Genomic DNA, 12,281 nt, shown 5'->3' on the forward strand with positions numbered 1-12,281 from the left:
CGCGACAGAAAGGACAAGGCCATGATCGACATTCGCAAATTCGACACGCTGGGCCACGCCGACCACGGCTGGCTCGACGCCCGCCATCACTTTTCCTTCGCCAACTATTATGACGAAGGCCGGATGGGCTGGGGCGCGCTGCGCGTCTGGAACGACGACGCCATTGCGGCGCAGTCGGGTTTCCCTCCGCACCCGCACCGCGACATGGAAATCATCACCTATGTTCGCACCGGCGCGATCACCCACCGTGACAGCATGGGCAACACCGGCCGCACCGCGGCGGGCGACGTCCAGGTGATGAGCGCGGGCACCGGCGTGACGCACAGCGAGTTCAACCTCGAGGATGAGGAAACGACGCTGTTCCAGATCTGGATCATGCCCGATCGGGATGGCGGCAACCCCGGCTGGGGGGCGCGGCAGTTCCCCAAAAATGATCGCTCGGGTCAGTTCGTGACGCTGGCCAGCGGAATTGAAGGCGATGAAGCCCTGCCGATCCGCGCCAACGCCCGTGTCGCGGCGGCCACGGTGAATGCCGGTGAGAGCGTCTCCTACGACCTCGACGCCGGGCGCCACGCCTATCTGGTCGCTGCCAAGGGTCGCATCCGGGTCAACGGAACCGATGCCGACCCCCGCGACGGCATCGCATTGCGCGATGTCGGGACGATCACCGTCGAGGCCATCGACGACGCCGAGTTGGTGCTTGTCGATAGCCTCTGACGACACCCCTTGGGCCGCCGCCTCGTCCCCTCCCGTGAGGCGGCGGTCCACCCTGGTGCCGCGAGTTTCCCCCCGGCTCGCGGCACCTCCTCTCCCCCTTCAAGTCCAACGCAAATCATAGGAGTCATCATATGTCCCATATTCTACGCATCGATGCCTCGGCCCGCCACAGCGGTTCGACCACCCGCCAGCTCGCCGACCAGCTCGTCACCCGCCTCGTCGAACAGGGCTATGGCAGCGCCGTCACCCGCCGCGATCTGGCACTCACCCCGCCCGCGCTGCTGACCGAACGCTGGGTCGGCGCTAATTTCACCGACGACGCCGACCGCAGCGACGACCAGCGCGCCGTGCTCGCCCAATCGGACGAGCTGATCGCCGAACTCGAAGCCGCTGACACAGTCGTCATCGGCGTCCCGGTCTATAACTTCGCTATCCCGGCTGCGCTCAAGGCATGGATCGACCAGATCGCCCGCGCCCGCCGCACCTTCCGCTACACCGAAACCGGTCCCGAAGGGCTGCTGACGGACAAAAAGGCGTATCTGGTCGTGGCATCGGGCGGTGTGCCGGTCGGCAGCGACTATGATTTCGCGACCGGTTATCTGCGCCATGTGCTCGGCTTCGTCGGGATCACAGATGTGACCGTCATCGAGGCAGGCCAGCAGATGATGGACGGTGATGCAGTGAGCCGCGCGACTGCTGCCATCGAAGAGCTGAAGCAGGCCGCCTGAGATGTCGACGCGCCATCTGCCGAGCTTGTTCCTTTCACATGGCTCACCGATGATGGCGCTCGAGCCCAGCCCGGCGCGGGATTTCCTCGCCAGGCTGGGTATTGTCTTGCCGCGCCCGCGCGCGATCCTGGTCGTGTCGGCGCATCATGATGCGGCGTATCAGGGCGGCAAGGCGACGGTCACCGCCTCGCCGGCCCCGCCGACGATTCATGACTTCGGCGGCTTTCCCGACGAACTGTTCGCAATGCGCTACCCCGCGCCGGGCGATCCGGCGCTGGCGCAGCGCATTGTCGGACTGCTCGCGGAGCGCGGGCTGACCGTCACCGCCGACCCCGACCGCGGGCTCGACCATGGCGCGTGGGTACCGCTGTCGCTGATCTACCCCAATGCTGACATTCCGGTCGTCCAGCTGTCGATCGCGTCGAACGCCTCGCCCGAATGGCATTTCACGCTCGGTCAGGCGCTGACCCCGCTTCGCGACGATGGCGTGCTGATCATCGGGTCGGGCAGCATCACGCACAATCTCCGCGCGCTATTCTCGGCGCGCCTGCCGATCGACGCGCCCGCAGCGCCATGGGTTACCGGCTTCACCGACTGGATCGCCGATCGCATGGCAGCGGGCGCGGTCGACGACGTCCTGCATAGCGTCGAACGCGCCCCGCACGGCGCCGACAACCACCCGACTCCCGACCATATCCTCCCGCTTTACGTCGCGATGGGCGCGGGTGGGACGCCGCTCCGCGCCGAGCGGTTGCACCACAGCACGACCTATGGTCTGCTTGCGATGGACGTTTACGCTTTCGACTGAACGCCAGCCCGCCTATAGCGCGCCATGCTCCTTTCAGACCGTGTCCTGTTCCTCGATGGCGAGGCCCTTGTTATCGACAAGCCCGCTGGCCTGCCCGTCGACGCCCCGCGCGACGGCAGCATCAGCCTTGAGAATCATCTCGACCTGCTCAAATTTGGTTTCAAGCGCTGGCCGCTCGCGGTCCACCGGCTCGACCGCGACACGTCGGGCTGCCTGCTGTTGGCGCGCAATCCCAAGGCGCATGGTCGCTTCACCCGCGCGTTCGAGGACCGCGAGGTCGAAAAACAGTATCTGGCGATCGTCGATGGTGTGCCGGAGGCCGACAGCGGCACGATCAACCTGCCGCTGAGCAAGGTATCGACCGCCGAGGAGGGCTGGCGCATGGTCGGCGACCCGAAAGGCAAGCCGTCGATTTCGCATTGGGAAAGGCTGGCGGTCGTGGGCGAGCGGAGTTTGCTGCGCTTTCGCCCCGAAACCGGCCGCACGCACCAGATCCGCGTCCATGCGCTCGAAGGGCTCGGCTTCGCACTTGTCGGTGATCCGGTTTACGGGCGCGGCGGCACCAAGACCCGCACCTTGCTCCACGCCGAACGGCTAGTGGTAAAACGTGACGTCAAGCCGTCAGTATTCGCCGAAGCGCCCTTTCCCGACAGCTTCATCGCGCTGGGCTTTACCGCGCCGGAGGGAGCCGCCCCGACCGGTGGCTGACATTCCGGAAAGCGCGATTTCGGAGAAGTTTCTCGCCGGCACCGGGCCGGGCGGGCAGAATGTGAACAAGGTCGCGACCGCGTGCCAGCTGCGCGTCAACGTCTATGCGTTGGGGCTTACCCCCGATGCGTTCAACCGATTGAAAACGCTCGCGGGCAGCCGAATGACCACCGATGGCGAACTGATCATTCTGGCACGGCGGTACCGAACCCAGGAAGGCAACCGCGCCGATGCGCGCGAGCGCCTGTCGGCGCTGATCGATGCTGCGCTGGTTCGCCCCGAACGCCGCATCAAGACCAAGCCGAGCAAGGCCGCAAAGGCGCGCCGCGTCGACAGCAAGAAGGCTCGCAGCAACGTCAAAGCCGGGCGCGGACGAGTGCGCGGCGCAGAGTAAACGGCATATTTACATTCGGGCGCTAGGGCCATCCGCGACAAGCGAGCGGAGCGATATATGGGCGAAATCGTGAAATCGGTTTTGATGGGGCTCGGCTGCCTCAGCATCATGGGCTTTGTCGGCTGCAGCATGATGGGCGCCGGGGTGATGGTCGCCGCCGACCGCGCCGTCGACGCCGCGCGCGACGACCAACGCTCTGAAAATGGACAAAAATCGCCGTGGGACAAATAGCCACACGAACCGCCAATTGACAGACGCTTGGCGTATCGCGATCGCGGTGCGATGACCAGCCTTTACCGTCTCGACGCCCCCGCAGCCGCAATCGCCACGGCCTTTGGCGCCGACGCGGGCGCCGATCCATGGTCCGGAGATTATGTCGCCCCCGGCCGCCCCGCACCGGTGGTGGTCAGCGACGGTCGCGGCGGCGCGCGCCGGTTTCTGCGCCCGAAACTTTGGGGCGTGCCGCCACCGCCGCGCGGCGATCGCCCCGTGACCCACGTCCGCAACCTGCAAAGCCCGTTCTGGATCGGGACGCTGCGCCACGCCGAATTGCGCTGCCTGATCCCCGCCACCGCCTTTTCCATTTGGTCGGGGCCGGAGGGTGCGCGGCGCCAGCACTGGTTTTCGGTGCCGTCACTCCCAATCTTCGCTTTTGCCGGGATTCACCGCCAGGACGAGGATTGGTCCTGTTTTGCGATGCTTGCCACCGACCCCAACCGGCCGGTCGGTCGCTATCAGCCGCACGCAATGCCGGTGATCCTGCACCCCGACCAGCATGCCGCCTGGCTCAGCGGCGAATGGCGCGACGCGGTGGCGCTCGCCGCCCCCTTTCCCGACCAGTTGATGACGGTCAGCGACACCCCGCCGATGTAGGCGAAATTCACCATGTCTCTTCACTTCGAGGTAACCACCGGCACGTTAAAAGCGTGGGAATGACCATATAAGAACTGGGACCAAAGCAGTGTTGGGCAATTTCGTCATCGAAACCAAACGACCCGCCGTCACCGGCCGCCGCGCCGAGCGCGCTCCGGTGAAGGGGCGCGCGCGCTATCGCGAACCGGGGCTGAACCCCTTTGATGTCGAATTGTTCGACCTGTCATCGACCGGATTTCGCATGGTGACCTTTTTCCGCCCGAAGATCGGCAAGCATATCTGGGTCAACCTGCCGGGGTTGCAGCCGCTCGAGGCGGTCGTCCGCCGCGCCGACGGCAACAGCTATGGGTGCGAGTTCGTCGACCCGCTGCACCCGTCGGTGGCGAAACATTTGCAGGTGAAGCTGCGCCAGAGCTGAAAAATCCTCCCTGTGCCGTAGCCGTGCGGAGGGGGACCGCCGCCGCAGGCGGTGTTGGAGGGGCGGCTCCCTAGCGTCATGGCCCTCCGTCAGCGCTTCGCGCTGCCACCACCCCATCGCTGCGCGACAGGGAGGATCAGCGCTCCGCCGTCTCCGACTTCTTCAAGATATGCTTCCACTCCTCGGGCGTCACCCGCCCGACCGACAGCCGCGACTGACGGATCAATTCCATGTCGGCGAGTTTGGGATCGTCCTTGATCGCCGCCAGCGTCACCGGATGGTTGAGCGCGCGGACCGGTTCGACGCGCACCACGACCCACGGCGACCCTTCGTCGGCGGTCGGATCGGGAAATGAGGTTTCGGTCACACGCATGATCCCCACGCATTCCTTGCCGATATTGCTGTGATAAAACAACGCCTCGTCACCGACCTGCATCGCTTTCAGATTGAGCTTCGCGGTATGATTTCGCACCCCGTCCCAGATGCCGGTGCCTTCGCGCACGAGCTGCTCCCACGGATAGGCGTCTGGTTCGGATTTCATCAGCCAATATGATTTTGCCATGTGGCTCTCTTAGCAAGCATCGGCGGTTTGAAAAGAGCGAGCCTCTTTCCCTGCCCCGCCGACACCCCTACATGCGGAAACAGAGTCGCGGCGGCGTACGCCCCGCCCCAAATTGGATGATGATATGACCGCCGCTGTTCCGACCATTTCGATGTCGCTGCCCGCCGACCAGTTCGCCAAGGACTTTGGCGCGTCCTTCGAACGCTTCGGCTTCGCGATGATCACCGATCATGGCATCGACCCAGCGCTGATCGACGACGCCTGGGCGAAGGCAAAGGATTTCTTTGCGCTGCCCGAGGAGGTCAAGCGCGCCTATCACATCCCCGGCGGCGGGGGGGCGCGCGGTTACACCCCGTTCGGGACCGAGATCGCCAAGGGCGCCAAGGAAGTCGACCTCAAGGAATTCTGGCACGTCGGCCGCGACCTGCCCGCGGGGCACCGCCTCGCCGCGCAGCAGCCGAACAATGTCTGGCCCGCCGAGATCGAGGGCTTCCGCGCCGTTTACGACAAACTCTTCGCCGAATTCGACCGCGTCGGCCGCCAATTGCTGTCGGGCATCGCGCGCTACCTTGGCCTCGCACCCGATTTCTTCGACGACACGGTGCTCGACGGCAACAGCGTGATGCGCCTGCTCCACTATCCGCCGGTCGAAGCGCCCGCAAAAGGCATCCGCGCCGAGGCGCATGAGGATATCAACACGATTACGCTGCTCTTGGGCGCTGAAGAAGCCGGGCTCGAAATCCTCGACAAGGACGGCAGCTGGCTCCCGGTCAGCCCGCCGCGGGGTGCGATGGCGGTAAATGTCGGCGACATGCTGCAACGGCTGACCAACAACAAACTCCCCTCAACCACACACCGCGTCCGCAACCCCGACGCCGGACGCGCGAGCGTGGCGCGCTATTCGATGCCCTTTTTCCTGCACTTCCGCTCGGACTATCCGATTGAGACGCTGGAGAGCTGCATCGGTGACGCGCATCCGAACCTGTATCCGATGTCGATTACGGCGGACGAGTATCTGCAGGAGCGGCTGCGCGAAATTGGGTTGAAGAAGTAGATGCGCACGTCCGCTCGCTTGTTAGCGCTCGTCGCGAGCCTTGAGTCGCTCCAACCCGCAGCGGCAGCGGACAAGGCCGTCACCCTGCCGTGGAGCGCGCCTGCAACCACGCAGGTCGTGGTCGAGGATCGCAAATTCACCAGCGGCGATGCCCAGCTTGCGGGAACGCTCTACATGCCCGCCAGCCGTAGGCCGGTCACGGCGATCGTCGTGACGCACAGCGCATCGTCGCCGCTGCGTACCGCCTCGCTCTACGATCATCTCAAAACGATCCTCCCCGCGCTCGGCATTGCTGTGTTTGTTTATGACCGGCGCGGATCGGGCGAGTCGGGAACGCAAAATGCCGGGGGCAATTTCACGATCCTTGCCGACGATGCGATCGCCGCCGTCCTGCATCTCAAAAACGATCCGCGCATCGATCCCCGGCGCATCGGTACTTGGGGTCTGAGCCAGGGCGGCTGGATCTCGCCGCTCGCTGCGTCGCGAAGCCGCGACATCGCGTTTGTCATCGCGGTGTCGGCGCCGGTCGTCACCGCCGACGTCCAGATGATCTTTTCCTCAACGAACCATTTGAAAGCCAATGGCTATTCGCAGGCCGACATCGATCAGATGGTTGCGGCGCGCAAGGCGGTCGACAATTATATGCGCGGCACAGTCAGCCGCGCCGATGCCCAAGAGAAGCTGGATGGGATCAAGACCAAGCCCTGGTTCAAATATCTCTATATGGGCGAAACCTTCCGTGACCGCGAAGTCTCCGGCTGGCGCAAGGAAATCGAGAATGATCCGCTAAAGAATTTGGAAGCCGTGACGGTGCCGACGCTCGTCCTCTACGGCGCCGACGACGCCGTCGTGCCGGTCGCCGATTCGGCGCAGCGGCTGAACATCGTGGCATCGCGCATGCCAAAAGTGCAGGTCCATGTGATCGCCGGAGCTGACCATGCAATGGAAATGTCGGCCGACCTCAAAACCTCGCTAGACCCGAAGAACGACGGCACCGAACAGCCCGATTCGCCTGAATATTTTGCGCTATTGTCGAGCTGGCTCGCCGCGCAGCGGTTAGTAGGAAGCTGACGGGCCGACCCTACCGCCCGACCAATAATCAAACACCGCGTGCTGCTGCTCGCGAATAAACCGCGCCGCCGCGTGGCCCTCCCACGGGCCGTCATAGCCGAGCAGCAGCGCCGTCCCGCCGACCCACCAGCCCTGCCCCGGCAACCGGTCGCTTTCGCGCACCACCAGCACCGCGAGGTCGGGTTCGCCGTCGAGCGCGCAAAGCCGATCGACCTCGGCCAAGGTCTTGCACACGGCGCGCATCTTGGGCCGGGTGAAGCGGAATCCCAGGTCGCCGAGCAGTTCGGAATAGCTGACCGCGCGCCCTTCGCGCGCGGCTTCGGTCAAGATCGCGCGGATGCGCGGGGCGTCGCCGAGCGCGCTGGCGTCGGCGGCCAGCGCCGCGCCGCCTATGCCTTGGTCTTTGGCGGCCATGGGATGAATCCGGACGTACGCTTGACATAGGCGGCATAGTCGGGCCGCGTCTTGTGCAGCCCCTTTTCGAGCAGCGCCTTACCCGACCATTTGGTGAGGGTGAAGGTCAGGAAGACCGGCCCGATCACGCTGGCCAACGCGACCCACGGCCCGATATCGGCGGCGATCAGCCACAATCCCCACCAGGTCAGCGCGTCGCCGAAATAATTGGGATGGCGGGTGTAGTGCCACAGTCCGGTGTCGAGCACCTGCCCCTTGTTCGCCGGATTTTTGCGAAACGCGTCGAGCTGCGCATCGCCGATCGTCTCGAACGCAATCCCGATCAGAGCCGCGATCACGCCGATGATCGCGAGGATACCGACGCCGTCCGCCGCCGCGCGACCGCTGGCCCAGATGCCGATCTGCGCCGGCAAGCAGGTGATGAACAGCAAGGGCGCCTGCGTCAGGAACACGGTGAGCAGCGCCGTCTTGCCCCAACTCCATTTCTTCGTTTCCATCGTCCGCAACAGGATTTTAGCGTAGCGCGGATCTTCGCCATGCTTGACCCAGCGCAGCCCCAGATGGATCGCGAGCCGCAGCCCCCACAGGCTGGTCAGCCCGAGCAGCAGCTTGGCGTGCAACGCGTCCGATCCTGCCTGCCATGCCGCGCCCCATGCGAGCAGCACCATGCCAAACGCCCAGAAGGCGTCGATGAACGACACGTCGCGGATCGCCACCGAAATCGCCCACAGGATCAGGATCACCCCCAGCAATCCGGCGAAATTGAGCGCCAGCAGCATCAGCGGGTCGGTCATGCGCGCATCTCCATCTCGTCCGGGCCGTCGTCGCCGACGATATCGTCGATCGAACGCACCGCGCGCTCGGGGATTTTGGGGATGCAGGTGCGATACACCTCGAGCACCTTCATCATATCCGCGCGAAAATCGCCGCTGGGCCAGATCAGCGGGCCGAGCCCGCCCGTCTTGGTCCCGTAATCCATAAAGCCGACGACCATCGGCACCTTGGCCGCCAGCGCGATCTGATAAAATCCGGTGCGCCATTTCGTGGTTTTGCCGCGCGTCCCCTCGGGTGCGACGGTCAGCATGAATTCGGCGCGGCGCGCGAACTCGGCGACCATCTGCTCGACCACATTGCCGCCGCCGCGGCGATCGACCGGCACGCCGCCCATCTGTTTCATGAAGCCGCCGAGCGGCCAGCGGAACAGCGACAATTTGCCCATGAAATGCGCGCGCAACCCCAGGTCGGCGGTGAGCCCAAGGAAATTGACGAAGTCCCAGTTGCTGGTGTGCGGCGCCGCGATCAGGATGAAACGCCGCGGTTCGGGCACCTGTCCCAAAGCCTGCCAGCCGCGCGCCCGGTACATCTCCAGCAGCAATCGCCGCACCATCCGTGCCACCGGCCCTGGTGGAACATCGCTAATCGTCGTCACGCGCTCTCCTCTACCCGGCGCACGGCTTGCGCGAAAGCGCGGGGCTTCGCAAGGGGGCGCGATGACGGGTTGCGGCCCGCAGCGCTTTCTGCTCCCTTCGCAAGACGATGCGGGGAAGGAAATTCGATGAAAATGCTGGCGTCTTTGCTGCTGTCCACACTGGCGGTCACCACGCCCGCGCTCGCCGCCGATCCGGCGCCGCGCCCCGACCAGCTGGCGTTTCGCGAGATTTACAAGGAACTGGTCGAAACCAACACGACGCTGTCGTCGGGGAGCTGCACGCTGGCCGCCGAACGCATGGCGACGCGATTGCGGGCGGCGGGTATCCCTGACAGCCAGCTGAACCTGTTCGCGATCCCCGAAAAGCCCAAGGAAGGCGGGCTTGTCGCCGTCTATCCCGGCACCTCGAAAACCGCGAAACCGATCCTGCTGATCGCGCATATCGACGTCGTCGAGGCGAAGCGCGAGGATTGGGAGCGCGACCCGTTCGTGATGGTCGAGGAAAATGGCTATTTTTACGGCCGCGGCACCGCCGACATCAAATCGCAGGCGGCGGTGTGGGTCGACACGCTGATCCGGTTCCAGCAGCAGGGCTATAAGCCCAAACGCACCGTCAAGATGGCGCTGACATGCGGCGAGGAAACCAATGGCGCGTTCAACGGTATCGAATGGCTGGCGGCGAACAAACGCGACCTGATCGACGCCGAATTTGCGCTCAATGAAGGCGGCGGCGGTGACAGCGACGGCAAGGGCAAGGTAATCGGCCAGTCGGTGCAGGTCGGCGAAAAGACCTTCGCCAATTTCCGCCTCGAGACCCGCAACTCCGGCGGTCACAGCTCGGCGCCGGTGCCTGACAACGCGATCTATCAACTGGCGCGCGCGGTAACGAAGATCGAGGATTATCGCTTTCCGCTCGAAATGACCGCCACGACGCGGCGCTATTTTGCCGAGGCAGGCGCGGTGCGCGGCGATGCGATCGGTAACGCGATGGTCGCGCTGGCCAAGAACAACGCCGACAAGGATGCCGAAGCGATCGTCAACAAGGATCCGTTCCTGCACAGCAATTTACGCACCACCTGCGTCGCGACCTTGCTCGATGGCGGTCACGCCGCCAACGCGCTGCCGCAGCGCGCCGGTGCCAACATCAACTGCCGCATCTTTCCGGGCCACAGGATCGAATCGATCAGGGACGAACTGGCGACGGTGATCGGCGACCCCGGCGTCACCATCACCCAGCTGCCCCCCAAACGCCCCGCCCCGCCCGCCCCCCCGCTCGATCCCAAGATCACCGGCCCGATGGAAATGCTGGTCGCCAAATATTGGCCGGGGCTGAAGGTCATCCCGTCGATGGCGAACGGCTATACCGACGCGACCTTCCTGGGCGCGGTCGGCATCCCGACCTATGGCATCCCGGGCATGTGGGGCGACCCCGACGGCAACGGCGCGCACGGCCTGAACGAGCGGATGGAGGTCAAGTCGGTGTATGTCGGGCGCGACTATATGTTCGATCTGGTGAAGGCTTATGCGGATTAGCGGCCGCGGAACTGACAGGCCGGATCTTAAAAGTGCAGCGCACGACGGCTTACCACCTTTTATCCTCCCTATGGCGCAGCCATGGGGAGGTGGCAGCGCGAAGCGCTGACGGAGGGTCAATAGGCGCAAACGTCGCTGCCCCTCCACCCCTCGCTTCGCTGCGCGACAGGGAGGATTTTCTCCTCATCGTCATCGCGGACGCTAAAAAACCAACCCTCACCCCGACCGCGCCAGCCGATGCACCGGTCCAAACTGCGCAACCGCCGCCCCGACGAACGGCAGCGCAACCAGCCATAGCCTCACTCCGGTGACGCCTTCGGGGCTCGCAATGCTGATCGCCGCGGTCGCGCCGAGCCCGGCGCAGATGAGTAGGAGCCCGGCGATTAGACGCCAGTGCGCAACCGCCTTGTCGCTGCCGCTCGCACGCTCGTAGCGGGCAAATGCCATGATCAGCGGAAACAGCGCCGCGATATAGAGCGCAAACCAGATCGGCCGCGCGAGCCACCACGCGGCACTGCCCGGCGGAACGTTGAGCCCAATACCGCCAAGCAGCCAGGCCGCGATCATGACGAGGACGAACGCGGTGAGGTGCCAAAGATAGATCGTCATGATCATGCCGTTGACGAGCACCACAGCGGTCCAGATGCGAATCTTGTCGAGCATCCGCCGCCCCGCGGGTTCGAGCGCCAGCGCGAAGCCGCTTTGCGCGATGCCGAGCGCGAGCAGCGCGAGCGTCGGCGGCATCGAATTGCTGAGCCCCGCCCCCGGCACCCCGATCATCGCGACCGGATAGGGGCCAACACCGACGAGCAGGCCGAGCGCGGCCAGTCCGCCGACGCCCCACCATAGCGCATTATTCGGCGCCAGCCGTCCCTCGCTCCACGCAAAACCCAGCTGGTGGATCGCCAGCCACACGAAAGCGAAGTTGAGGAAATTCACATACGGCACGTCGAAGCGCAGCACCGCGACGTCAATCAGCACCGCCCCCGCGACGAGCATCCAGAAAGACGCGAAGCCGAGCCGCTGCCACGCCATCCACGTCAGCGGCACGACCGCCGCGACCATCAGATAAACCGCGAGGAACCACACCGGGATCAGCGCGAGCTGCGCCGCCATTGCGACCACGCCGCGTTCGATCCCTAGCAGAGTCCCGAACATCGCGACCAACGTCCAGATCAGGAACAGCGGCAGCACCGGGTTGATCAGCCGCTGCAATCGCCCGCCGTACCAGCTGGCATAGCTGCCACCCTTGCGCCGCGCCGCGGCCCACGACAAGCCGTTCGAAAAACCGCCGACAAGGAAGAACAGCGGCATCACCTGAAACCCCAAGGTCAGCCACTGCGTCCACGGCAAGATACCGAGCAGATGCCCACCCTCGACCGCACCGTCCTTCATATAGGGCGCAGCGACGAGCCAATGCCCGACGACGACCGCCAAAATCGACAGCGCGCGCAGGAAATCGACGTAGCGATTGCGTTCGGGTGGCGACTTTTGCGCCATGTCTTTCGCGCGGGACCAGATGTTTTTGCGAACGGCGCCAGTGGTTTCGTTCAAGTTGTCGTCCCTCTTGCG

The 12,281-nt window shown here is 64.8% G+C and carries 16 protein-coding genes; 11 read left to right on the plus strand and 5 right to left on the minus strand.

Translation table 11 applies throughout. The annotated features are described in order from the left end of the window. Nucleotides 1-21: 21 nt before the first annotated feature. The 8 genes from CDQ92_RS16005 (at nucleotide 22) to CDQ92_RS16035 (ending at nucleotide 4,646) form a co-directional block, all read left to right on the plus strand. Nucleotides 22-717, plus strand: coding sequence for a pirin family protein (locus CDQ92_RS16005; protein WP_088442521.1), 696 nt, complete (start codon nucleotides 22-24; stop codon nucleotides 715-717). A 131-nt stretch (nucleotides 718-848) separates the two neighbouring features. Further along, a complete protein-coding gene (locus CDQ92_RS16010) occupies nucleotides 849-1,445 on the plus strand; it encodes an FMN-dependent NADH-azoreductase (protein WP_088442523.1) in 597 nt (198 codons plus the stop codon). A 1-nt stretch (nucleotide 1,446) separates the two neighbouring features. Next, nucleotides 1,447-2,253: a DODA-type extradiol aromatic ring-opening family dioxygenase gene (locus CDQ92_RS16015; RefSeq protein ID WP_088442525.1), complete on the plus strand. Its 807-nt coding sequence runs from the start codon at nucleotides 1,447-1,449 to the stop codon at nucleotides 2,251-2,253. A 24-nt stretch (nucleotides 2,254-2,277) separates the two neighbouring features. Further along, complete coding sequence (locus CDQ92_RS16020; RefSeq protein ID WP_088442527.1) at nucleotides 2,278-2,961, plus strand: RluA family pseudouridine synthase; 684 nt, start codon at nucleotides 2,278-2,280, stop codon at nucleotides 2,959-2,961. Next, nucleotides 2,954-3,355 (plus strand): alternative ribosome rescue aminoacyl-tRNA hydrolase ArfB, encoded by a 402-nt coding sequence (gene arfB / locus CDQ92_RS16025; RefSeq protein ID WP_088442529.1) that lies wholly within the window; start codon nucleotides 2,954-2,956, stop codon nucleotides 3,353-3,355. The genes CDQ92_RS16020 and arfB overlap by 8 nt, the downstream gene beginning before the upstream one ends. A gap of 57 nt (nucleotides 3,356-3,412) precedes the next feature. Further along, a complete protein-coding gene (locus tag CDQ92_RS21210) occupies nucleotides 3,413-3,586 on the plus strand; it encodes a hypothetical protein (protein WP_158213878.1) in 174 nt (57 codons plus the stop codon). A gap of 51 nt (nucleotides 3,587-3,637) precedes the next feature. Next, entirely contained in the window at nucleotides 3,638-4,228 is a 591-nt protein-coding gene (locus CDQ92_RS16030) for an SOS response-associated peptidase family protein (RefSeq protein WP_088443383.1), read from the plus strand. Nucleotides 4,229-4,316: 88 nt separating this feature from the next. Further along, nucleotides 4,317-4,646: a PilZ domain-containing protein gene (locus tag CDQ92_RS16035; protein WP_158213879.1), complete on the plus strand. Its 330-nt coding sequence runs from the start codon at nucleotides 4,317-4,319 to the stop codon at nucleotides 4,644-4,646. A gap of 136 nt (nucleotides 4,647-4,782) precedes the next feature. Here the strand turns inward: CDQ92_RS16035 and CDQ92_RS16040 are convergent, their stop codons facing one another. Further along, entirely contained in the window at nucleotides 4,783-5,208 is a 426-nt protein-coding gene (locus tag CDQ92_RS16040) for an EVE domain-containing protein (protein WP_088442533.1), read from the minus strand. 124 nt (nucleotides 5,209-5,332) lie between these two features. On the opposite strand from CDQ92_RS16040, the gene CDQ92_RS16045 reads away from it, so the two are divergent. Next, nucleotides 5,333-6,262: an isopenicillin N synthase family dioxygenase gene (locus CDQ92_RS16045; protein WP_088442535.1), complete on the plus strand. Its 930-nt coding sequence runs from the start codon at nucleotides 5,333-5,335 to the stop codon at nucleotides 6,260-6,262. Nucleotides 6,263-6,280: 18 nt separating this feature from the next. Beyond that, nucleotides 6,281-7,333, plus strand: a complete 1,053-nt coding sequence (locus CDQ92_RS16050) for an alpha/beta hydrolase family protein (RefSeq protein ID WP_158213880.1) — start codon at nucleotides 6,281-6,283, stop codon at nucleotides 7,331-7,333. Here CDQ92_RS16050 and CDQ92_RS16055 read toward each other — a convergent pair. The 3 genes from CDQ92_RS16055 to CDQ92_RS16065 are packed head-to-tail and all read right to left on the minus strand — an operon-like array spanning nucleotide 7,319 to nucleotide 9,176. Further along, a complete protein-coding gene (locus tag CDQ92_RS16055) occupies nucleotides 7,319-7,747 on the minus strand; it encodes a ribose-phosphate pyrophosphokinase (protein WP_088442539.1) in 429 nt (142 codons plus the stop codon). The two genes, CDQ92_RS16050 and CDQ92_RS16055, sit on opposite strands and share 15 nt — an antisense overlap. Beyond that, nucleotides 7,723-8,541 (minus strand): DUF1295 domain-containing protein, encoded by an 819-nt coding sequence (locus tag CDQ92_RS16060; protein WP_088442541.1) that lies wholly within the window; start codon nucleotides 8,539-8,541, stop codon nucleotides 7,723-7,725. Before CDQ92_RS16060 ends, CDQ92_RS16055 begins: the two co-directional genes overlap by 25 nt. After that, nucleotides 8,538-9,176 carry a lysophospholipid acyltransferase family protein gene (locus tag CDQ92_RS16065; protein ID WP_088442543.1) on the minus strand — a complete coding sequence of 213 codons (639 nt, stop codon included), beginning with the start codon at nucleotides 9,174-9,176 and terminating at the stop codon, nucleotides 8,538-8,540. The genes CDQ92_RS16060 and CDQ92_RS16065 overlap by 4 nt, the downstream gene beginning before the upstream one ends. Before the next feature lie 126 nt (nucleotides 9,177-9,302). Between CDQ92_RS16065 and CDQ92_RS16070 the strand changes: the two genes are divergently transcribed. After that, a complete protein-coding gene (locus CDQ92_RS16070; RefSeq protein ID WP_088442545.1) occupies nucleotides 9,303-10,709 on the plus strand; it encodes a M20/M25/M40 family metallo-hydrolase in 1,407 nt (468 codons plus the stop codon). A 216-nt stretch (nucleotides 10,710-10,925) separates the two neighbouring features. On the opposite strand, the gene CDQ92_RS16075 is transcribed toward CDQ92_RS16070, so the two are convergent. Then, nucleotides 10,926-12,263, minus strand: coding sequence for an acyltransferase family protein (locus CDQ92_RS16075; protein ID WP_088442547.1), 1,338 nt, complete (start codon nucleotides 12,261-12,263; stop codon nucleotides 10,926-10,928). Nucleotides 12,264-12,281: the final 18 nt, after the last annotated feature.

This window comes from Sphingopyxis bauzanensis, assembly GCF_002205675.1.
In the GTDB taxonomy this organism is placed as follows: domain Bacteria; phylum Pseudomonadota; class Alphaproteobacteria; order Sphingomonadales; family Sphingomonadaceae; genus Sphingopyxis; species Sphingopyxis bauzanensis.

What these genes read in the sequence shown, in the direction of transcription:
- CDQ92_RS16005 (WP_088442521.1), top strand. Translation starts at nt 22, where the DNA reads ATGATCGACATTCGCAAATTCGACACGCTGGGCCACGCCGACCACGGC.
- CDQ92_RS16010 (WP_088442523.1), top strand. Translation starts at nt 849, where the DNA reads ATGTCCCATATTCTACGCATCGATGCCTCGGCCCGCCACAGCGGTTCG.
- CDQ92_RS16015 (WP_088442525.1), top strand. Translation starts at nt 1,447, where the DNA reads ATGTCGACGCGCCATCTGCCGAGCTTGTTCCTTTCACATGGCTCACCG.
- CDQ92_RS16020 (WP_088442527.1), top strand. Translation starts at nt 2,278, where the DNA reads ATGCTCCTTTCAGACCGTGTCCTGTTCCTCGATGGCGAGGCCCTTGTT.
- CDQ92_RS21210 (WP_158213878.1), top strand. Translation starts at nt 3,413, where the DNA reads ATGGGCGAAATCGTGAAATCGGTTTTGATGGGGCTCGGCTGCCTCAGC.
- CDQ92_RS16030 (WP_088443383.1), top strand. Translation starts at nt 3,638, where the DNA reads ATGACCAGCCTTTACCGTCTCGACGCCCCCGCAGCCGCAATCGCCACG.
- CDQ92_RS16040 (WP_088442533.1), bottom strand. Translation starts at nt 5,208, where the DNA reads ATGGCAAAATCATATTGGCTGATGAAATCCGAACCAGACGCCTATCCG.
- CDQ92_RS16045 (WP_088442535.1), top strand. Translation starts at nt 5,333, where the DNA reads ATGACCGCCGCTGTTCCGACCATTTCGATGTCGCTGCCCGCCGACCAG.
- CDQ92_RS16055 (WP_088442539.1), bottom strand. Translation starts at nt 7,747, where the DNA reads ATGGCCGCCAAAGACCAAGGCATAGGCGGCGCGGCGCTGGCCGCCGAC.
- CDQ92_RS16060 (WP_088442541.1), bottom strand. Translation starts at nt 8,541, where the DNA reads ATGACCGACCCGCTGATGCTGCTGGCGCTCAATTTCGCCGGATTGCTG.
- CDQ92_RS16070 (WP_088442545.1), top strand. Translation starts at nt 9,303, where the DNA reads ATGAAAATGCTGGCGTCTTTGCTGCTGTCCACACTGGCGGTCACCACG.